Annotated in this window: 18 protein-coding genes; 7 read left to right on the top strand and 11 right to left on the bottom strand. The window is 56.2% G+C overall.

The genetic code is table 11. The features are described 5' to 3' along the window. Window positions 1–9 precede the first annotated feature (9 nt). A complete protein-coding gene (gene uvrB, locus B9P63_RS03515; RefSeq protein WP_085307175.1) occupies window positions 10–2,208 on the top strand; it encodes an excinuclease ABC subunit UvrB in 2,199 nt (732 codons plus the stop codon). A 114-nt stretch (window positions 2,209–2,322) separates the two neighbouring features. Here the strand turns inward: uvrB and B9P63_RS03510 are convergent, their stop codons facing one another. Then, window positions 2,323–3,165, bottom strand: coding sequence for a DUF6206 family protein (locus tag B9P63_RS03510; protein WP_085307174.1), 843 nt, complete (start codon window positions 3,163–3,165; stop codon window positions 2,323–2,325). 123 nt (window positions 3,166–3,288) lie between these two features. On the opposite strand from B9P63_RS03510, the gene B9P63_RS03505 reads away from it, so the two are divergent. Then, a complete protein-coding gene (locus B9P63_RS03505; protein WP_085307173.1) occupies window positions 3,289–3,966 on the top strand; it encodes a hypothetical protein in 678 nt (225 codons plus the stop codon). 2 nt (window positions 3,967–3,968) lie between these two features. Here B9P63_RS03505 and B9P63_RS03500 read toward each other — a convergent pair whose 3' ends face one another. The 3 genes from B9P63_RS03500 to B9P63_RS03490 all read right to left on the bottom strand — a co-directional run bounded on the left by B9P63_RS03500 (window position 3,969) and on the right by B9P63_RS03490 (window position 8,441). After that, the gene (locus B9P63_RS03500) at window positions 3,969–6,287 is read right to left on the bottom strand and encodes a glycosyl hydrolase family 28-related protein (protein ID WP_342743547.1); all 2,319 of its coding nucleotides are present in this window, start codon (window positions 6,285–6,287) and stop codon (window positions 3,969–3,971) included. Between the two features lie 100 nt (window positions 6,288–6,387). Next, a complete protein-coding gene (locus B9P63_RS03495) occupies window positions 6,388–6,807 on the bottom strand; it encodes a DUF4864 domain-containing protein (protein WP_085307172.1) in 420 nt (139 codons plus the stop codon). A gap of 59 nt (window positions 6,808–6,866) precedes the next feature. Further along, window positions 6,867–8,441, bottom strand: coding sequence for a lysine--tRNA ligase (locus B9P63_RS03490; protein ID WP_085307171.1), 1,575 nt, complete (start codon window positions 8,439–8,441; stop codon window positions 6,867–6,869). Between the two features lie 116 nt (window positions 8,442–8,557). On the opposite strand from B9P63_RS03490, the gene B9P63_RS03485 reads away from it, so the two are divergent. Next, window positions 8,558–8,980, top strand: coding sequence for a tellurite resistance TerB family protein (locus B9P63_RS03485; protein WP_139816192.1), 423 nt, complete (start codon window positions 8,558–8,560; stop codon window positions 8,978–8,980). A gap of 56 nt (window positions 8,981–9,036) precedes the next feature. On the opposite strand, the gene B9P63_RS03480 is transcribed toward B9P63_RS03485, so the two are convergent. Continuing rightward, a complete protein-coding gene (locus B9P63_RS03480) occupies window positions 9,037–9,555 on the bottom strand; it encodes a L,D-transpeptidase (RefSeq protein WP_095532987.1) in 519 nt (172 codons plus the stop codon). Between the two features lie 216 nt (window positions 9,556–9,771). On the opposite strand from B9P63_RS03480, the gene trhA reads away from it, so the two are divergent. Beyond that, a complete protein-coding gene (trhA, locus tag B9P63_RS03475; protein ID WP_085307170.1) occupies window positions 9,772–10,398 on the top strand; it encodes a PAQR family membrane homeostasis protein TrhA in 627 nt (208 codons plus the stop codon). A gap of 10 nt (window positions 10,399–10,408) precedes the next feature. Then, window positions 10,409–10,837 (top strand): thioredoxin TrxC, encoded by a 429-nt coding sequence (trxC, locus tag B9P63_RS03470; protein WP_085307214.1) that lies wholly within the window; start codon window positions 10,409–10,411, stop codon window positions 10,835–10,837. A gap of 79 nt (window positions 10,838–10,916) precedes the next feature. On the opposite strand, the gene B9P63_RS03465 is transcribed toward trxC, so the two are convergent. Both B9P63_RS03465 and ettA read right to left on the bottom strand, forming a co-directional pair. Continuing rightward, complete coding sequence (locus B9P63_RS03465) at window positions 10,917–11,225, bottom strand: hypothetical protein (protein WP_085307169.1); 309 nt, start codon at window positions 11,223–11,225, stop codon at window positions 10,917–10,919. Between the two features lie 129 nt (window positions 11,226–11,354). Next, on the bottom strand, window positions 11,355–13,010 hold the full coding sequence (gene ettA / locus B9P63_RS03460) for an energy-dependent translational throttle protein EttA (protein WP_085307168.1): 1,656 nt from the start codon (window positions 13,008–13,010) through the stop codon (window positions 11,355–11,357). A 116-nt stretch (window positions 13,011–13,126) separates the two neighbouring features. Between ettA and B9P63_RS03455 the strand changes: the two genes are divergently transcribed. Further along, complete coding sequence (locus tag B9P63_RS03455; protein ID WP_085307167.1) at window positions 13,127–13,726, top strand: nicotinate-nucleotide adenylyltransferase; 600 nt, start codon at window positions 13,127–13,129, stop codon at window positions 13,724–13,726. Here B9P63_RS03455 and B9P63_RS03450 read toward each other — a convergent pair. Next, a complete protein-coding gene (locus B9P63_RS03450; protein ID WP_085307166.1) occupies window positions 13,688–14,548 on the bottom strand; it encodes a DMT family transporter in 861 nt (286 codons plus the stop codon). The genes B9P63_RS03455 and B9P63_RS03450 overlap by 39 nt on opposite strands. A 167-nt stretch (window positions 14,549–14,715) precedes the next feature. On the opposite strand from B9P63_RS03450, the gene dacB reads away from it, so the two are divergent. Then, window positions 14,716–16,224, top strand: coding sequence for a D-alanyl-D-alanine carboxypeptidase/D-alanyl-D-alanine endopeptidase (gene dacB, locus B9P63_RS03445; RefSeq protein ID WP_085307213.1), 1,509 nt, complete (start codon window positions 14,716–14,718; stop codon window positions 16,222–16,224). A gap of 14 nt (window positions 16,225–16,238) precedes the next feature. Here dacB and B9P63_RS03440 read toward each other — a convergent pair whose 3' ends face one another. From B9P63_RS03440 to lpdA, 3 genes are all read right to left on the bottom strand, one after another. Continuing rightward, on the bottom strand, window positions 16,239–16,661 hold the full coding sequence (locus B9P63_RS03440; RefSeq protein ID WP_176219093.1) for a L,D-transpeptidase: 423 nt from the start codon (window positions 16,659–16,661) through the stop codon (window positions 16,239–16,241). A gap of 62 nt (window positions 16,662–16,723) precedes the next feature. After that, window positions 16,724–17,707 carry a calcium-binding protein gene (locus B9P63_RS03435; RefSeq protein ID WP_085307165.1) on the bottom strand — a complete coding sequence of 328 codons (984 nt, stop codon included), beginning with the start codon at window positions 17,705–17,707 and terminating at the stop codon, window positions 16,724–16,726. A 192-nt stretch (window positions 17,708–17,899) separates the two neighbouring features. Continuing rightward, the gene (lpdA, locus tag B9P63_RS03430) at window positions 17,900–19,642 is read right to left on the bottom strand and encodes a dihydrolipoyl dehydrogenase (protein WP_085307164.1); all 1,743 of its coding nucleotides are present in this window, start codon (window positions 19,640–19,642) and stop codon (window positions 17,900–17,902) included. Window positions 19,643–19,649: the final 7 nt, after the last annotated feature.

Genomic DNA, 19,649 nt, shown 5'->3' with positions numbered 1-19,649 from the left:
GAGTCGCCCATGTCATACGCTCATACGGACACCTCCGAAGTTTTGCTTAACGCGCCAAAACAGGCGCTGAGCGAGCGCAAGAAGCTGGAGGGCGGGATCGCCTTTCGCATGCAAACCGATTTTCAGCCGGCGGGGGATCAACCGACAGCAATAAAAGAACTTTGCGAGGGCATAGACGCGGGCGAGCGTGATCAGGTGCTCTTGGGCGCGACGGGTACGGGTAAGACGTTTACCATGGCGAAAATGATCGAGCAGACCCAGCGGCCTGCGATTATTCTGGCCCCGAACAAGACGTTGGCAGCACAATTGTTCGGCGAATTCAAAGGCTTCTTTCCCGACAATTCCGTTGAGTATTTCGTAAGTTTTTACGACTACTATCAACCCGAAGCCTATGTCGCGCGCTCTGACACATTCATCGAAAAGGAAAGCCAGATCAACGAACAGATCGACCGCATGCGCCACTCGGCCACGCGCGCGCTTTTGGAACGTGACGATGTGATCATCATCGCGTCGGTATCGTGCATTTACGGCATCGGTTCGGTGGAAACCTATGGCGCGATGACGCTCGATCTGGAGGTCGGGAAAAGCTATGATCAACGCTCCGTCATGACCGATCTGGTGGCGCAGCAATATAAACGTAATGATGCTGCTTTTGCGCGCGGCTCGTTCCGGGTGCGCGGTGATAGTCTGGAAATTTTTCCGGCCCACCTCGAGGATCGCGCATGGCGGCTTTCGTTCTTTGGAGAAGAGCTTGAGAGCATTACCGAATTCGACCCCCTGACGGGCGAGAAAAAGGACACGATGGAGCGGATTCGCGTCTATGCGAACTCGCATTACGTGACGCCAAAACCGACAATGCAGCAAGCGGTTGGGCAGATCAAAAAAGAGCTGCGCATGCGGCTAGACCAGCTGGTTGCAGAGGGCAAATTGCTTGAGGCGCAGCGCCTTGAGCAGCGCACGAATTTCGATCTGGAGATGTTGGAAGCCACGGGGGTGTGCAACGGGATCGAGAACTATTCGCGCTACCTTACGGGGCGCGCCCCCGGCGAGCCGCCCCCCACATTGTTCGAATTCATTCCCGACAATGCTATTGTTTTTGCTGATGAATCCCACGTTTCGGTGCCGCAGATCGGTGCGATGTACAAGGGCGATTTTCGCCGCAAGATGACACTGGCCGAGCATGGCTTCCGCCTGCCGTCCTGCATGGACAACCGCCCTTTGAAGTTCGAGGAATGGGATGCGATGCGCCCGCAATCCGTGTTCGTGTCCGCCACCCCATCGAAATGGGAAATGGAGCAAACCGGCGGCGTGTTTACGGAGCAAATCATTCGCCCCACGGGTCTGCTGGATCCCATGGTGGAAATCCGCCCCGTGGATATGCAGGTTGATGATTTGCTGGACGAGGTGCGCAAGGTTACAGCGGCGGGGTTCCGCACGCTGGTGACGACGCTAACCAAACGTATGTCCGAAGATTTGACGGAATATATGCACGAACAAGGCATCAAAGTGCGCTACATGCACAGCGATATCGACACGATCGAGCGGATCGAAATTCTGCGCGATTATCGCCTTGGTGCGTTTGATGTGCTGATCGGCATTAACCTTTTGCGCGAGGGGTTGGACATTCCCGAATGTGGCTTGGTGGCTATTCTGGACGCGGACAAAGAGGGCTTTTTACGCTCAGAAACCTCGCTGATCCAGACCATCGGCCGCGCTGCACGCAACGCAGAGGGGCGCGTGATCATGTATGCAGATCGCATCACCGGCTCGATGGAGCGCGCGCTTGGCGAAACCAATCGCCGCCGGGATAGGCAAATCGCATATAATGAATTGCACGGTATAACGCCTGCGACGGTGAAGAAAAACGTCGAGGATGTTCTGGCGGGTCTCTACAAGGGCGACGTGGATATGAACCGCGTTACTGCCAAGATCGACAAACCGCTGGCAGGTGCAAATTTGCAGACTGTTCTGGACGGGCTGCGCACGGATATGCGCAATGCGGCAGAGAACCTCGAATTCGAGGAAGCGGCGCGTTTGCGCGATGAGGTGAAGCGCTTGGAAGCCGTCGATCTGGCGATCTCGGATGATCCTTTAGCGCGCCAATCCGTGGTCGAGAACGCGGTGAGCGAGGCGCAGAAAATGGCCGGTCGCTCTACAGCCGGACGGCCGGGGCAGCGCGGCGGGGTGAAACCTCGCAAGCGGCGATGAGAGAATTTACGCAGTATTAATTATGTTGATGGCAAAGTGCGGGAATGCCCAACCCTCTCTCCCCGCTTTCGCCAGAAACCTGATTGAACGATCGCGCTCCGGTGCGCTGGCGGCCTAGACGTTCGGTTCACCCTGCAGGCCCAAAACCTTGCGAAAGCCCGTCCAATAGCCCGGCAATTTCGGCGGCGCTTTCATATGGGGGATCGCCTCATCCGCCCAGCGCGGCATAGCACGGTGGGCAAAATCCTGCCCCCATGCCAAGAACGCATCACTATCCGACGGACGCAAACGGCAAGCGCTGCCGACAAGGCCGACAAGCGTTTCGGGGGCTGAATACCACTCGTCCTGAATGCCCGTAACGCGCCTTTGAATGAACGGACCGACCCAGCGCATCAAGCGTTTGTCGGAAAAAGTCAGCAGCATCTTACCCATTTCATCGCGTGAGTAGTGAATCAGCGGCGGGAAGGTATCGAAGAACAACGCCTTGCCATCAAGGTAGGCGAAATTGCGGATCGAGGGGTGAAACCCGACGCGGCCCTGTACCTTATCCGCGTTGTTCCAGAAGGTCGCGATCACCTGCCCAGCGGCCTCCATCATCGCCATGGCATCGTTCAAATCAGCAACAATAATCTGTGGGCGCATCATGCTATCCGAGGGCAATGCCTCCTGCACAATCACCGGAATGCGCGCGCCGTCGATCTTCAGCAAGTGAAATTCGGTGAGGGGCAAGTCCACGCCTGTCAAGGCAAGCGCAGCAACGTAGTCGTCATGGCACCGCGCGAGGCGCTCCAGCTCGGCCACATTGCGCAGGCCGCGATAAACTTTGATAACCTTATTCGACAACGGCCCGGTAGCAGGGCGAAACGGCGCGCAAAAATAGCCCAGTTTGCTTACGGCCTGCCCGCGTTCTGCACCATCGGCGCGGATCAATCGTTCGAGTTCTTGCAAATCGCTCATATTGGGCCCTCTCGCTTGGCTTCACATACCCTGCGCCTCGGGCTATGGCCAGAACCCTCGCCGCCGCGCGTTAACCATTTCTTCAAGTATCTGAAGCAAGGTTAACGCCAGTGGTGAGGAAATATGCGGTTTTTGAAAGCTCTGCTGATCGTCGGGATGATCGTGGCTTGGGTGCAGCCCTTGCACGCGGGTGCCTGGCCACGCGGCAAGGGCAACATCTTCGCCTCTTCCTCCGCCAGCTTTACCTGGCCAAAGGGGCGCGCGTTTGAATATCCTGACATCTATGGCAGCACCTATGTGGAATATGGCCTTGGCAATCGACTGACCATGGGCCTCGATATCGGCAGCCCCGATGCGACGCGCCCCAGCAAGCTGAAAGCGATCGCCTTTATGCGCTACACACTCAGCACGGCGCAATCGCGCCATCAATTCGCGCTCGATTTTGGTGCCGGCAAAAACCTCGGAAACGGCATGCTGCGGCTTGGTGCATCTTATGGCACGGGACTACAGTTGATGGAGCGCTCCGGCTGGCTCTCGATCGAGTCCCATATCCTGTACGACATCAAATTCTGGAAAAGAACGCAAAATCTGGATGCGACTTTGGGGATAAACCTTGACCGCGGTAAACTCATGGCGCTGTTATCGGCGTACCGCGCACCGACGGGGCAAAGCACATTTAGCTTCACCCCGTCCTATGCTCATGAGCTCAGCAGTGCGCGTCATCTCGAAATCGGCGTCACCTTTGATTTAAGCCGCGGCGTAGACCCTGCACTCAAGCTTGGGATCTGGCAAAAATTTTAGGATCAACCGTCCATTCGCGCTGTGATCGTGACGGTTCCATTGACGTCCTTTTCCCAATCCACCTCAACCACATCACCGTTACCCCCCTGCTCTGGCGTGACCCAAGGCGCAGTATATTGCGTAACGTTCGCGGGCGTCTTGATCTTGCTGCGGTGGGTCACAGAGGTCACCCTTTGCGCGCGCCCACCAAAGGGCAAACGCCCCGCGAAAGAGACGTACCATGTCTTTGCATGATTGCTTTGGGAGTGGTCCAAAGTCAGCGGATTTTCCGTGCCGGTCACGACATTCAGAAACATATTACCCGTGACCGCCACATCGCGCACCGCCGACATATTGAGCGATGCGAAGGTCGTGTTGATCCGCTCCACCCTGTCGATCGTCCCTTTGGTCGAGCGGAACATATTGCCCGTCATGGTAAATCCGCGCAGCGTGTGTCCCGCGCCATAGGGTTTGATCACCATGAACGAAAACCACGGGGCTACGTCGCTGCATAGGAACACATTATTGGTGACCGACAGAGCACTGAACGAAAAACCACCTGAGTTCTCAGGCGAGGACGTCGATTCATTGGTCCATTCGACAAAGCAGTTGTCGACATAATTGGCCGTAAACGTGTGATTGACGTTTGTGCGCGTAAACACAAAACCTGCAAGGCGTGCGCCATCAGTTTTGCTGTCCCCCTGAAATACGTGATTGCCCGAGACAATATAGTTTTGCCCGCCCAGAACGGCGAAATGCCGGAACTGGCTCGCACGGTTGTTGCGAATTTTCAGATCATTCGCATTGGCGTTCATCCCGATGCTGGTGCGGACTTGTGCATCGGTACCCCCCTCGTTGGTGATAAACTGGCACCCCTCGATGAACATACCCTGACACCCGCTGCCAACAGAGGTTAAGCCACGGTCGCGGGGGCGATTGATCGTGCAATTGCGCAAACTGTTGGCAACGCCGGACCGCGGCATCATAATGCCGGATGCGTGACCACGGCACAGAATTTCAAGATCGAGAAGAACAAGCTGGCTGAACAATTCGAAACCACCGAAATCGAGGACATATTTGAAGCGCTGGAAGCCATAACTCTGCCGACCCGCTGCGTCATAGAGCGGCCCCGAAAGCCGCACTTCCTGCGCTGCGACATTGACCTCGCGCACATAGACTTCGCGCCCCACGCCTGCACCCTGCACGAGTGAGCCGACCTGAATATTCGCGACGTTGCTCACGTTATAAAGACGGTCGTCATCGGCGGTGTCATAGCTTGCATCAGACGTCGTTACATCCACATCCCATGCCGGTCCGGATGACACATAAAGCTGGCCATTTCGGATCACGCGGCGCTGCGCAAAACTGTTGCGCGTGCCCTCGATCGCCTGCATATCCAGCGGCTCGGTGATGGTGACACGTCGCCCCCCCAGATCAAGCGTTTCGTGGTCGGCATTGTTCAAGAGCGCCTGAAACCCTTTGCGAAATGCCAGTTCCTCGTCGCCGCCGAAGGCTTCGATATACTTTGGAAGATTGAAATCCTTGGTCAGCGACAGAATATCGCCCGCGTCCATATCGAGCTTGCCCTCGAACTCGATCCGCTCGTTCAAAGTCAGCGAAGAGCCGACGCGATAAGTGCCAGAGGGCACAAAAACCTTGCGCCCGTTTGCCGCCTGATCCGCCGCAATGAAGGCCGCATGATCATCGCTAACCCCGTTTCCAACGGCACCAAAATCGCGCACGTCGACGATATTCATCATATCACGATGAAAGGCGCTGGTGATATCTTCGACAATGATATCGTCCACACGCACGACGCCGCCGTTCGGCCCCGTCAGATCAAGGCCGAAATGCCCGTAAAGCGGCGCGCGCCCCCAAACCATGTCAACGCCCGTGCGTTGCCCGGCCCCGACGATCGCACTCACTTCGATGATTTCGCCATACGCGGTCAGGCTGACCGAATTGCCCGTTTCGTTGACGCCGCTCACATGCGTTCCGCCCGATCCACCGGCCCAGCCCGCGATCCGCACGCTTGGCAGTGGCCCGCTCATCGCTTTGATGCGCGCGGTGATGCGAAGATAGCAACCCGGCAACAGCGGGGTCTCTCCCATGTAGCGCAGTTTCTGCGTCGCATCCGTCTTTTGAATCTCGAGGCATCCGCTGAAATCCAGATCCGCAGGCACAAATGCAGCCGTCGCCGTGCCCTGATAAGTGTCCGAGCCCGGCGTTCCGTCGCCGCGTGCCCATACGTTCAAACCTTGCGCAAATGCGGGTGGCATGAGCACCACGCCATCGGTGATCGCCTTGTTCATGAAGTCATCCTCTTCCGCCAAGGGCCGCATCGCGCGAGCCCGTTTCAAAGCGTCAAAATGCGAAAGAAGAGTTAATTACCTTTGAGGGCACCGTAACGGTGCCCCGCATCCTTTTGGTTGCCGCGCTGGATTACGCCGATAAATCGCTGCCTTTCAAAAGCTGCACACCATTGATTTTCCAACCAGTTTCATCTTTGATCATCTGATAATCCAGAACATGAAACTGCCCCTTTCCGTCGCGCACCTGCACCTTTTGATAGAGCGCGCCTGCGATCTCGCGCAGTTCCAAAAAGCGGATATCAGCAGGGCGATGCACCATAGGATAGCCCCGCGCAACCATTGTGCCGAAGTTCTGGGGCGAGCCGAACATCTGCTTGATCATTGGGCTTGCGTAGCTAAAGGCCTGCTCGAAATTGTCCTTTAGCAAGGCATCCATCTGGCTTTGGATCGTGCCAGTGATCGCAGGTTTCGCGGCTTCATCCGCATGCGTAAAACTCGTAAATGAGAGCGAAAACACAAGGGTAAATGCAGTGAATATGCGGCGGAACATGGCGGCTTTCCTCTTGTTACCTGGAGGGAAGCTTAGCCCAGTCTTGCCATCCGTCAAACTCAGGCGAGTTTGCCCGCCAGTGCATCATCAATCAGTGCGATGGTTTCATCGACGCCATAGAGCGCGATAAAGCCACCAAAACGCGGGCCTTGGCTTGCGCCCAAAAGCACTTCGTATAGCGCCGTGAACCAGCCGCGCATCGGATCAAATCGCTCGCGCCCGCAGGCAAACACAAGGCCCTGCAACTCTTCCGCATCGAGGCCTTTGTCCCATGCTTGAAGCCCGTCGCGCAGCGCGATAAGTGCGGCGCGCTCCAACTCGCTCGGCGCACGGAACACACGGGTCGGCTTCACGAAATCATTGTAGTAACGCACGGCAAAGCCCGCGGCCTGATCCATATCCGGATTGGTCTGAGCATTCGCATCAGGCGCATAGCGCTGGATAAAGCCCCAAAGCTGATCCTTGTCCTCCGCCCCCGAAACCGAGGCCAGATTGAGCAGCATCGAGAACGGCACCACCATTTTGCTCTCTGGCGCGTCGCCGCCGTGAATGTGCCAAACGGGATTGTTAAGCCGCGCTTTGGCGTCCTGATCCACGTAGGCCCGCAGTTGCTGGTGGTATTCATCCACCGCTTTCGGGATCACGTCAAAGTGCATCCGTTTCGCCGTTTTCGGCTTTTGATACATGAAGTACGACAAGCTCTCGGACGAGGCATAGGTCAGCCACTGATCGATCGAAACACCATTGCCCGAGGTCTTGGAAATTTTCTGGCCATTCTCGTCGAGGAACAATTCATAGGTGAAATGATCCGGCGCAGGCGCGCCCAGAATGCGGCAAATCTTGTCATAGATCGGCGTGTTGGTCGAATGATCCTTGCCATACATCTCAAAATCAACGCCAAGCGCAGCCCAGCGTGCACCAAAATCAGGCTTCCATTGCAACTTTACATTGCCGCCAGTGACAGGAACTGTCCATTCGCGACCGTTCTCATCATCAAATGTCACCGTGTAATCAGCGCGATTAATCGACTTCATCGGCACATACAAAACACGCCCGGTTTCCGGGTGGAACGGCAGGAAAATCGAATAGGTCTGGCGGCGCTCTTCGCGCAAAGACGCGAGCATGACCTCCATGATATCATCGTATCTATCAACCGCACGCTTCAGCACCTCGTCAAACTGGCCGGAGGCATAGAATTCGGTTGCGCTATAAAACTCATACTCGAACCCGAACGTATCAAGGAAACGGCGCAGCATGGCGTTGTTATGATGGCCAAAACTCTCGAACTCGCCAAATGGATCGGGCACAGAGGTCAGCGGTTTTTGCAAATGCTCCGTCAGGCTCTCCGCATTGGGCACATTGCCCGGCACCTTGCGCATGCCATCCAGATCATCGGAAAAACAGATCATTTTCGTCGGCAAATCGCTGATTTCCTGAAACGCGCGCATGATCATGCTCGTGCGAGACACCTCGCCGAATGTCCCGATGTGGGGCAATCCGGATGGTCCATAGCCGGTTTCAAACAGCACATATCCCTTTTCCGGCGGCGCTTTTTGATAGCGTTTGAGCACACGGCGCGCTTCTTCAAACGGCCAGGCTTTCGAGCTCATCGCAGCATCGCGCAGATCAGACATATCAAGTCTCCAAAAAAGAAACCTGCCCGAACGGGCAGGCATGTGCGCGCTACCTATTGAATGCGCGCGTTATCGTCAATATTCTCAAGGGGACCCCAAGGAAAGCAATCGCTCTCGTGACACAATCCGCACCCCACCCGCTCAGCCCACAAGACTGCCTTGTTGCGCTGATGATCGCTGTATCCGCCTCTGATGAGGACATTCGCACTGTCGAGTTGGTGAAAATCCAGACAGCCGTGAATAATCTGCCTGTGTTCGCAGGTTACGATATCGACCGTATGAACATCATGGCGCAAACCGTGTTTGATTTGTTCGAGCAGGAGGATGGCCTCGATGCGCTCTTCGGCTTGGTGCGCGACAATCTCCCAGAGCGCCTGCACGAAACAGCTTATGCGCTGTCTTGCGATGTCGCCGCTGCGGATGGCACGCTGCAAGAAAGCGAATTGCGAATTCTGGAAGAAATCCGTTACGAACTTGATATCGACCGCCTGCACGCCGCCGCTATCGAGCGCGGTGCGCGCGCGCGTCACATCACATGATACAGACCAGTAAAGGCGTGCCGCAAATCAGCGCCGCGCCTATTTCAAAGCGCGTGTCACAGAACCGTCACTGTCGTGCCGATCGGAACGCGCTGATACAGGTCAGTAACATGACTATTGATCATACGAATACAGCCGTTCGAGACCGATTGACCGATTGACCTCGGCTGGGTCGTACCGTGAATACGGAAATAAGTGTCCTTACCATTCTGGAACAAATAAAGCGCACGCGCGCCCAGCGGATTGCTTGGGCCACCTGGCATCGCATCTAAATTGCCCTTGTATTTGCCATAGGTTTTTGGCTCACGCTCGATCATTTCATCCGTCGGACGCCATGTGGGCCACTCTTTCTTCACGTCGATCGTCGCAGCGCCGGTAAATTCCAGACCCGCCTTGCCAACACCGACACCATAGCGGATCGCCTTGTTCTTTTCTTCGATCCAATACAGGAAATGCGAACGTGGCAGGATCAACAATTGACCCGGCGCAAAGTCGCTCTTGATGCGCACATATTGCGGCTTGAACTGCTCGGGCACCTGATAGTCCTGCGCCTGCGCGAATTGCGGCAGCAGCATCCCTGCGGCGCTTGTTTGAATAAATGCGCGTCGTGAAATCTTCGGTAAAAACATCTGCAATCGTCCCCCATCTTATGTATTGGCAATAAACTGCCAGAATTCACGAAAAAAGCAATGCTGGAGCAATCACAAGCACGTCGGGTCAGGCGCTTCTCCCCTCGACATGAGGCAAAACGCTTCGTATCCAACGCGCAAACTGCTCAAGGCTGCGCATCGATGTACCCAAGTCCAATCCTTTCCAACCGCCGTGCAGATATGCTCGTGCATGGTGTTGCGCTTACTGCAATTCTGATCGCTGGTACGCTTTTGCTCACAAACGCCTACGCGCGGCTTAGCCCAACACTGTTTTGCGCAGTATTTGTGTACGTGCTCTGCGCGCTCGCTTCCAATCAAGCCTCCTGTTTCTATCATTTCGCGCCGTGGCACGCGCGCCGTACCTTGCTGCGCCGCATTGATCACGCCGCGATCTACCTTAGCATCACTGGCACTTTCACGCCCCTGCTCGTTCAAGCAGGTACGCCGCGCACCTACATCATCCTTGCCCTGTGCTGGGCGCTTGCCCTGCTCGCAATCTGGAACAAGATCACGAACCCACAGATAAAATCCCGTTGGTCCACGGCCTCCTACCTCGCGCTTGGCGCAATCGGTCTGCTTGCCCTGCCCGATCTCAAAGGCGTTCCCGCCGCGACCACATGGTGCATCCTTGCCGGCTCCGCCTCCTACGCTATCGGCACGATCTTCTATGCGCGCAAAACATTACCGTTTCGTTACGCAATCTGGCATTCATGGGTAAGCCTCGGCGGCATGTTCATGTATGCTGGCATCTGGCTTGCACTTTTCTGAAGGAAATCAAATGGCTGGTAAAAAGCTAACTTGTCTAAAATGCGCACAAGTAAATCGCGTGCCCTTCGATAAACTGAGCGCTGGCCCCAAATGCGGCTCTTGCTCTGCCCCTTTGATGCCCTCTAAAGCCATCGAGATCACGCCCGCCATCCTCGCCAAAGCCGCTGCCAACGACGACGTTCCTTTGATCGTGGATTTCTGGGCCCCGTGGTGCGGCCCGTGCAAGATGATGGGGCCGGAATTCGACAAGGCCGCAGCGGAGCTATCGGGCAAAGCGCGCCTCGTGAAGATGAACACGCAAGAGCACGCGACGATCTCCAGCAAAATGCGCATCAAAGGCATCCCGACCATGATCGCATGGCAGAACGGCCGCGAATTGAAGCGTCAGTCAGGTGCAATGAAGATGTGGCAGATCGTAAATTGGGTGCCAGAGGGGTGAATTGAAATCGCAGCAATTTAGATCTGCTATTCTTTAGAAAACCTCACAAGCCCAGATCGTTTCGTAAAGCTGATTTTAATTAAAGCATTGCTTTCGCACGTCTCGCAACATCATCGTTGCTTTCAACTAATTCTTCAATTGCAACTTGAACTTCTTTCGATCCGACAAGATCACAACGCATTTGCCAATATGCAAATGCTTTTGCAGCTTGATCGGTCCTCTCAATCGCTGCTCTTTGCAAAGCCTCCAAAAGGCCAACGTATGCTTCTTTTTTTTCCTCGAATGCCCGTTTCGAACGGAAATTTGAATTTTGTATAATCGATTGTATGATGACCGTAAGTAACGAACCTAAGCCAAGACCACCGGGAATGGCCAACACTTCATCCATAACAGCTCCTTCGACGCTACGCTTGCTGTAGTGATAATTAGTAAGCGCGCAATTACCACGGTGTGCGAACGCGCATTGCCTTTCGGCAATACGCTGCCTCGCACCCGCTATGTTTAGCTTATGCTAAACTTAGCGTGCAAATTTCTTATGCTTAATCCGCTTAGGCTCCAACGCATCAGCACCCAGGCGGCGCTTTTTGTCTTCCTCGTAGTCCTCGAAGTTACCCTCGAACCATTCCACATGCGCGTCGCCTTCAAAGGCGAGCATGTGCGTGCAGATGCGGTCCAGGAAGAAACGGTCGTGCGAGATGACCACGGCACAGCCAGCGAAATCGACCAGAGCGTCTTCCAAGGCGCGCAGCGTCTCAACATCCAGATCGTTTGTCGGCTCGTCGAGCAGCAGCACATTGCCGCCCTCTTTGAGCAAACGCGCCATGTGAACGCGGTTCCGTTCACCACCCGAGAGCAGACCAACCTTCTTTTGCTGATCGCCGCCCTTAAAGTTGAAGGACGAGCAATAGGCGCGTGAATTTACTTCCGCATCGCCCAGCGCGATAATCTCGGAGCCGCCGGAAATCGCTTCCCAAACCGTCTGATCCGCGCCCAGATCGTCGCGGGATTGATCGACGTAGGATAGCTGCACCGTGTCGCCATATTCAATCGTGCCCTCGTCCGGCTTTTCCTGACCTGTGAACATCTTGAACAACGTGGATTTACCCGCGCCGTTTGGACCAATCACGCCGACAATGCCGCCGGGTGGTAGGTCGAACGACAGGCCCTCAACCAGCAGCTTGTCGCCCATGGCTTTTTTCAGACCGTTCACTTCGATCACCTTGTTGCCAAGGCGGGGACCGTTGGGAATGACGATCTGCGCACGCCCGACTTTGTCACGCTCGGACTGGCCCGCGAGTTCGTTGTATGAATTGATGCGCGCCTTCGATTTGGCTTGGCGCGCTTTCGCGCCTTGGCGCATCCACTCAAGTTCGCGCTCAAGCGTTTTCTGCTTGGATTTATCTTCGCGCGCTTCTTGGGACAGGCGTTTCGCCTTCTGCTCCAGCCATGCGGAATAATTGCCCTCGTAGGGGACGCCGCGACCACGGTCGAGCTCCAAAATCCAGCTGGTGATGTCATCAAGGAAATAGCGGTCGTGCGTGACGCACAAAATAGTCCCCTTGTAGTCAATCAGGTGCTTTTGCAGCCAAGCAATTGTTTCAGCATCTAGGTGGTTTGTCGGCTCGTCCAGCAGCAACATGTCGGGCTGTTCCAGCAGCAGTTTGCACAGCGCAACACGGCGCGCCTCACCACCCGATAGCGAAGTGACATCCGCATCATCAGGCGGGCAGCGCAGAGCCTCCATGGACACGTCGATTTGCGAATCCAGATCCCAGAGGTTCTCTGCGTCGATCTTGTCCTGCAATTCGGCCATCTCGTCGGCCGTCTCGTCAGAGTAGTTCATCGCAAGTTCGTTATAGCGATCAAGCGTTGCCTTCTTATCGGCCACACCCAACATTACGTTGCCGCGCACATCGAGCGTTTCATCGAGCTTGGGCTCCTGCGGCAGGTAGCCGACATTCGCGCCCTCGGCCTTCCATGCCTCGCCTTGGAACTCCGTATCCAGGCCCGCCATGATCTTAAGCAGCGTGGATTTACCCGAACCGTTGACACCAACCACACCGATTTTCACACCGGGGAGAAAGTTCAGGTGGATGTTTTCAAAGCACTTCTTGCCGCCGGGGTAAGTCTTGGACACGCCTTGCATGTGATAGACATATTGATACGCTGCCATGGGATTGGTCCTTACGCTGAATTCAGTTGGCCCCCACATAGTGCGCCGCGCCTTCGGGTGCAATTGGATTGGCCATATCATTGCGCGCGCACGCCCTGCCCGCTAAACGAAATCGTATGACCCCTACGGCGCATACCACACGCGGCAGACGCATCGGCCTTTTGGGCGGCTCATTCGATCCGGCCCACCTAGGCCATGTGCATATCACGCTCGAGGCACTGAAACGCTTCGATCTGGACGAGGTCTGGTGGCTGGTCTCACCCGGAAACCCTATGAAAAGGCGCGGGCCAGCACCGATGCGACGACGCATGGCGCGGGCCACAGAAATCATGCGCCACCCCCGCGTTCATATCAGCGATATCGAAACGCAGCTAAATACCCGCTACACGGCGCAGACCCTGCGCGCGCTGCGCCAGAAGTTCCCGCTCGCGCGCTTCACATGGCTCATGGGCGCGGACAATCTTGCGCAGTTCCACCTGTGGAAAGACTGGGATGAAATCATCAATACCGTCCCCATCGGCGTGCTTGCCCGCCCCGGCGAGCGGATCGCGGCGCGCACCGCCCCCGCCGCGCAAATCTATCGCCATGCTCTGCTCAAGGGTCGTCAGGCACGCCTGCTCTCGATCGCAGATGCACCGGCTTGGGCCTTCGTCAACGTGCCGATGCGCGATATTTCCTCAAGCGCGCTCCGTGCCAAGGGCGATTGGCCGTCGTGATTGCAACATCGCAACTGCGCTGCCGGCCACCACGATAAGCCCCATGCCCAGCAGCGTCAGCGCGCTTGGAAGATCGCCGAAAATTGCCCAGCCCAGCACCACTGCGCTCAGCAATTGGAAATAGACGAAGGGTGCCAGCTTGGAGGCTTCTTGCATGCGATAGGCAAATAACATCAAAACGTTGCCTGCCATTGAACAGGCTCCACTCACCAAGGTCAGCCCTGCAATCTGCGGCGTGATTTGCGGGAAATTGCCCAACACGAACGGTGTAATCAACAAGGTCGGTCCCACCATCTGCGTCAACATCAAACCGCCAATCGCGACCTGTCCTGCCAGCCAACGAGACGCGGTTAGGAAAGCGCCGTAAAAACAGCCCGCAATCACCGCCCAGCCAAGCCCTTGCCAGGTTTCGAACCCCGGGCGCACAATCAACAGCACGCCGACAAATCCGAGCACCACCAACAGCGCCTGAACCAAGCGCGCGCGCTCTTTCAAAAGCCAGACAGAGAGCACGAAACTTATCATCGGCGCGATGAAGAAGGCGCCGAACACATCCGCCAACGGCGCGAATTTGATCGCTTGTGTGATGCAGCTGATCCCGCCTGCGACAAGGCTCGCGCGAAACCAGACGCGCCAGTCCCAAAGAACGCATAGCCCTGCGCGCCAGGTGAACGGCAGCAAGATCAATGCACCGATGACAAAGCGCGTCCAGACCACGTAGACGGGGGCGACACCCAGCTCGGAGGTCATTACCTTGCTGGCTGCGTCCCCTGCGGGAATGAAGCTCATGGCAATGAGCATGATGAAAAGCGCTTTGATCATGGCGTGCGCCTAGCACATGCGAATGTAACCTGACAGAGACAGGTTTGCGCGTCGAAGCGCCCGCACCGCAGCCCTTACAATCACTTTAGCGTAAAATGCCACAAATTGCCCAAGTGTTGCACCGCACGGGCCTTGTTTCAGACGCAACAATTTGCATTAACTTTTCCATGACAAATTTATTTACACGACGTTTTTTTCTCACCGCCAGCGCCGCTGCTTCTGTTTCGCTCGGTAATGTTGCATTTGCCAACGCCCCTTTGACATCTCTGCGCCCAAGCGCGCGCGGCGGCAATGCGCTCGCCGCACCTGCGGTGAGCACCGCCTCTTCGCCAGATGCGCTGATCACTGCGGCGCAGCTGGGCGGCGCGGTCGGTTTTGCTGTCGCCGATCTGCGCAGCGGCAAGGTGCTTGAAACCGGCAACGCCGCCATGGGCCTGCCCCCTGCCAGCACCGCCAAGGCCGTCACCGCGCTCTACGCGCTCGACACGCTTGGTGCGAACTTTCGCTTTGCCACGCAAATCAGCACCAATGGCTCTATCGCGAACGGCGTGGTCAGCGGCGATCTATTTCTCATCGGGGGGGGCGATCCAACGCTCGACACCAATGCGCTTGCGGGCATGGCATCCAAGCTCAAATCCCTCGGCATTCGCGAAGTGCGCGGCCAGTTCTACTACGTCGATAACGCCCTGCCCAACCTGCGCGACATAGATCCCAGCCAACCAGATCACGTCAGCTACAACACCGCAATCTCGGGGCTCAACCTGAATTTTAACCGTGTCCATTTTGAATGGAGGCGCGCTGGCAACGGCTATTCTGTCACGATGGATGCGCGCTCGAACAAATATCGCCCCGAAGTCTACATTGCAAAGATGAGCATCGCAGCGCGTGATCTGCCGGTCTACACCTACAAGGACGGGGGCCGCTTTGATGAATGGAGCGTCGCGCGCGGCGCGCTTGGCAACAGTGGCGCGCGCTGGCTACCTGTGCGCAAACCCGGGCTTTATGCAGCCGATGTGCTGCAAACCTTCGCGCGTGCGCAAGGCATCGTCCTGAAGTCCCCCAAGCGCAGCGAACGCGCGCCAAAAACGCGCGCACTCGTCACCAACACCAGCGCCCCACTTTCCACAATCCTGCGCGATATGTTGAAGTATTCCACCAATATCACCGCCGAAGTCGTCGGCCTTGCGGCAACCCGCAAACGCGGCGGGCGCATCACTTCGCTCAAGGCATCGGCCAGCGAGATGAGCCGCTGGGCCAACGCCGCGCTCAAGATGGGCAACGCAAGTTTCGCCGATCACTCGGGCCTGAGCGATGCCAGCAAAGTTACTGCGCAAAGCATGGTAAATGCCATGCTTATGGCGCGCAGCAGCGCCGGGTTCGCCGAGCTTTTGAAACCGATCGCCATGCGCGATGCCAATCGAAAAGTGATCAAGAACCACCCGATCAAGGTGCATGCCAAGACAGGCACGCTCAATTTCGTCTCTGCTTTGAGCGGCTATATGACCGCGCCCGATGGCAAGCAACTCGCCTTTGCGATGATCTGCGCCGACACGGGTCGTCGCCGCGGCATCAAGGACGCCGACAAAGAAGCCCCCCGCGGCGGACGTGCCTGGAACCGGCGCGCAAAAGCGTTGCAACAACAACTGATCGAGCGTTGGGGCACCGTCTACGGCTGACGCAGGTTAAAGTGTTAGTTCTGAACAACGATCCGCGTGTCCTTGAAGCCGTGTTTCTTCACCAATGCAAATAATTTCGCGGCGTTTTCCGTGTGCAAACGCACGCATCCAGCAGAGGCAGGGCGCCCGAGGCGCGACACCTGATTGGTCCCATGCACCGCGTAATTACCGCGAAAGAAAATCGAATAGGGCATAGGCGCATTATTATAAAGACTGGATTTGTGATAGCGCGACAGGCTTTGCGGAGAATAGCTGCCACGCGGAGTGATTTTGCCCTTGCGTGCGGTCGACACGGGCCATTGATAAATCACTTCACCGTGACGAATGACCGTCATAGTTTGCTGCGACACATCCACCTTCGCGACAAGCGAAGCAGCGGATGCTATGGCAGGCAAGGATACGGCAAAGGCAACGATAGCAACAATATTTCGCAACATCTAGTCTACTCCTCAAATATGACTTCTAAATGTAGTAATTTGAAATCAGAAAAATCGACTTGTCAAAAGGTTTCGTACTCGCCCGTACGCACCAAGCGCAAATCATCCACACTCAAACCTGCGCCACTCGCAACCCGCGCAATGACCGCTTCACCGATAACGATCAACGCATCAGCCCCGCGATCTCTGATTTCGGGCACGGGAGCATTCTCGCCTGCGTACTCTATCGCGATTATGTCTTCGGACGGCGTATAATCTGCAATCTGAACGGTGTTCTCATTCACCATATCCTCGTTAAGGACGAACATATCCTCGCCTGCACCGCCTTCGGCCATGTCGCCGCCAGACAGAACCAGAAGATCATTCCCGTTACCGCCGCGCAACTCACCGCCTTGGGTTGGCATCGGCGACTGCGCGAGAAATTCTACGTTCACACCGTTAAGCGCGCCGTTGGTTTCCAACGCATCGAAATCAGCTTCGCTCAGCTCCTCTTGCGAAAACAGCCGCACCGCCGCTAGCGCACTCGCACTCACGTCCAATGCACCCTCGCCTTCGATTTCGATATTGCCGCTGATCAGGACATCATCGCCGGGCCCGCCATTCAAGCTATCCGCGCCGCTACCTCCAATAAGAAGATCATTGCCCGAGCGACCGATCAGTACATCATCACCGCCATTGCCAAGCAAGGCGTCATCGCCCGCATCACCGTAGAGCACATCAACCCCGGTTCCACCGCCTATGATGTCATCTCCAGCTCCACCAAAGACCGTATCCGCGTTGCTGCCAGCTTCGATTATATCATCCCCCGAGAGCCCACGAATGAGATCCGTTTGTCCAAGCCCGAAAATAACATCATCACCATTGGTTCCGGTGAGCGTGTCAGGCGTATTGGTGCCGAATTCGACTTCTCTGCCATCATAAATAGAAGGTGCCTCGGGATCGAAGTCTTCGATCCCGTTTTCTTCTGCGATCCGTTCGATTTCGGCTTCGAAAATTCCCGAAAAAGCAAACGCCAAAGCCAGTGGTATAAGTATTAAAGCAATCATATTACGCCCCCACGTAGTGACTTAAGCATGATGCAATTAACTTGGCCGGGTCAATTAAATTAGTGAAACTATCTCCTCTCGCAATACAATGGATTGCAATTACCCTTATTGTTTCCAAATTGCCCCAAAATGAAAAAGGCCGCCCGCATCATGACAATGCGGACGGCCCCAAAGTTAAGCATACCGAAAAATCTAATGCTTTTTCTTTTTCGGCGGCATGAGATCGGTAATCGTGCCCTCGAACATTTCCGCCGCGAAATTCACGGTTTCGGACAGTGTCGGATGCGGGTGGATCGTATGACCAAGGTCCACAGCATCCGCGCCCATTTCGATCGCAAGCGCGACTTCGGCGATCAGATCGCCCGCGTTGGTGCCCACGATACAGCCGCCAATGATGCGCTGGTCTTCGGGGTTGAACAAGAGCTTGGTCAGACCCTCGGAGCGCCCGTTCGAAAGAGCCCTGCCCGACGCAGCCCAAGGAAACACACCCTTTTCGTAGTTGATGCCTTTGGCTTTGGCTTCGGTTTCCGTCACGCCGCACCAGGCGACCTCTGGATCTGTATAGGCCACGGACGGGATCAGCGACGCATCGAAGTGACGCTTGTGACCTGCGCAAACCTCTGCCGCGACTTTGCCCTCGTGAACAGCCTTGTGCGCCAGCATCGGTTGGCCAACAAGATCGCCAATCGCAAAGATATGGTTAACGCCAGTGCGCTGCTGACTGTCCACCGCGATAAAGCCGCGCTCGTCCACTGCAACGCCCGCCGCGGCAGCATTGATCTTTTTGCCATTGGGCGTGCGCCCGACCGCGACCAGAACCTTATCGAACGTATCGGTACTGTTCTCGCCAGCCGCATCCTCGAACGTGACTTTCAGGCCGCCCTTCTGGGCCTCCATCGCCGTCACTTTGGTCTTGAGCAGAATATTCTCGTAACGCCCCTTGATACGGTTGTGCAAAGGCTTGACGATATCCTTATCCGCGCCCGGAATGATCTGGTCCATCAACTCGACAATGGTCACCTGACTGCCAAGCGCATCATAAACGCAGGCCATTTCCAGACCGATGATACCGCCGCCCAGAACCAGCATACGCTTGGGTATGTCCTTTAGCTCCAGCGCGCCCGTGGAGTCGATTACACGCTCGTCGTCGTGAGGCAGGAACGGCAGATGCACAGGTTCGGAACCGGCGGCGATGATGCACTGATCAAAGCTGACAGTGGTGGTTTTTCCCTCGTGCGTCACTTCGATCATGTTCGGACCAGTGAATTGACCCGTGCCCTGAACCGTCGTGACCTTGCGCGCTTTGGCGAGGCCAGTAAGCCCGCCCGTGAGTTGCCCCACGACGCTGTCCTTGAAACTGCGCAGCTCGTCCAGATCGATCTTCGGCTTGGCGAATGTCACGCCGTGCGCGCCCATGTCTTCGGCTTCTGTAATAACCTTGGCCACATGCAAAAGCGCCTTGGACGGGATGCAGCCCACGTTGAGGCAAACGCCGCCCAGCATGGGATCCTTCTCGATGAGAACGACCTTTCTGCCAAGGTCTGCGGCGCGAAACGCAGCCGTGTAACCGCCTGGACCAGAACCCAGCACAACGACTTCGCCGTGCACATCGCCAGCGCCACTGGCCGTGCCAGTCGCCGCAACTTGCGCGGGGGCCGGGGCCGCTGCAGGGGCTTTCTCTGCCCGTTTCGGAGCCTCCTCAGCGCCAGCACCTTCAAAGCGCATGATAACTGTGCCCATGGAAACGTTATCGCCCTCGGAAACAAGGATTTCCTTGATCACACCCGCCGCAGGGGAAGGAACTTCCATCGTGGCTTTGTCGCTCTCCAGCTCGATCAACGGGTCTTCTGCGGCGACAGTATCGCCCACAGAAACCAGAACCGTGACTACAGGAATTTCGGTGAAATCACCAATGTCGGGAACTTGAATATCCATATCGCTA

The sequence above is a fragment of the Planktotalea arctica genome (genome assembly GCF_002105285.1).
GTDB classification, from domain to species: Bacteria; Pseudomonadota; Alphaproteobacteria; order Rhodobacterales; family Rhodobacteraceae; genus Planktotalea; species Planktotalea arctica.
This window is presented reverse-complemented; position numbering and strand designations above follow the sequence as displayed.

Excerpts from the sequence above, each read along its gene's own strand:
- uvrB (WP_085307175.1), top strand. The coding sequence starts at position 10 with ATGTCATACGCTCATACGGACACCTCCGAAGTTTTGCTTAACGCGCCA.
- B9P63_RS03510 (WP_085307174.1), bottom strand. The coding sequence starts at position 3,165 with ATGAGCGATTTGCAAGAACTCGAACGATTGATCCGCGCCGATGGTGCA.
- B9P63_RS03505 (WP_085307173.1), top strand. The coding sequence starts at position 3,289 with ATGCGGTTTTTGAAAGCTCTGCTGATCGTCGGGATGATCGTGGCTTGG.
- B9P63_RS03500 (WP_342743547.1), bottom strand. The coding sequence starts at position 6,287 with ATGCGGCCCTTGGCGGAAGAGGATGACTTCATGAACAAGGCGATCACC.
- B9P63_RS03495 (WP_085307172.1), bottom strand. The coding sequence starts at position 6,807 with ATGTTCCGCCGCATATTCACTGCATTTACCCTTGTGTTTTCGCTCTCA.
- B9P63_RS03490 (WP_085307171.1), bottom strand. The coding sequence starts at position 8,441 with ATGTCTGATCTGCGCGATGCTGCGATGAGCTCGAAAGCCTGGCCGTTT.
- B9P63_RS03480 (WP_095532987.1), bottom strand. The coding sequence starts at position 9,555 with ATGCTGCTGCCGCAATTCGCGCAGGCGCAGGACTATCAGGTGCCCGAG.
- trhA (WP_085307170.1), top strand. The coding sequence starts at position 9,772 with ATGTACCCAAGTCCAATCCTTTCCAACCGCCGTGCAGATATGCTCGTG.
- trxC (WP_085307214.1), top strand. The coding sequence starts at position 10,409 with ATGGCTGGTAAAAAGCTAACTTGTCTAAAATGCGCACAAGTAAATCGC.
- B9P63_RS03465 (WP_085307169.1), bottom strand. The coding sequence starts at position 11,225 with ATGGATGAAGTGTTGGCCATTCCCGGTGGTCTTGGCTTAGGTTCGTTA.
- ettA (WP_085307168.1), bottom strand. The coding sequence starts at position 13,010 with ATGGCAGCGTATCAATATGTCTATCACATGCAAGGCGTGTCCAAGACT.
- B9P63_RS03455 (WP_085307167.1), top strand. The coding sequence starts at position 13,127 with ATGACCCCTACGGCGCATACCACACGCGGCAGACGCATCGGCCTTTTG.
- B9P63_RS03450 (WP_085307166.1), bottom strand. The coding sequence starts at position 14,548 with ATGATCAAAGCGCTTTTCATCATGCTCATTGCCATGAGCTTCATTCCC.
- dacB (WP_085307213.1), top strand. The coding sequence starts at position 14,716 with ATGACAAATTTATTTACACGACGTTTTTTTCTCACCGCCAGCGCCGCT.
- B9P63_RS03440 (WP_176219093.1), bottom strand. The coding sequence starts at position 16,661 with ATGTTGCGAAATATTGTTGCTATCGTTGCCTTTGCCGTATCCTTGCCT.
- B9P63_RS03435 (WP_085307165.1), bottom strand. The coding sequence starts at position 17,707 with ATGATTGCTTTAATACTTATACCACTGGCTTTGGCGTTTGCTTTTTCG.
- lpdA (WP_085307164.1), bottom strand. The coding sequence starts at position 19,642 with ATGGATATTCAAGTTCCCGACATTGGTGATTTCACCGAAATTCCTGTA.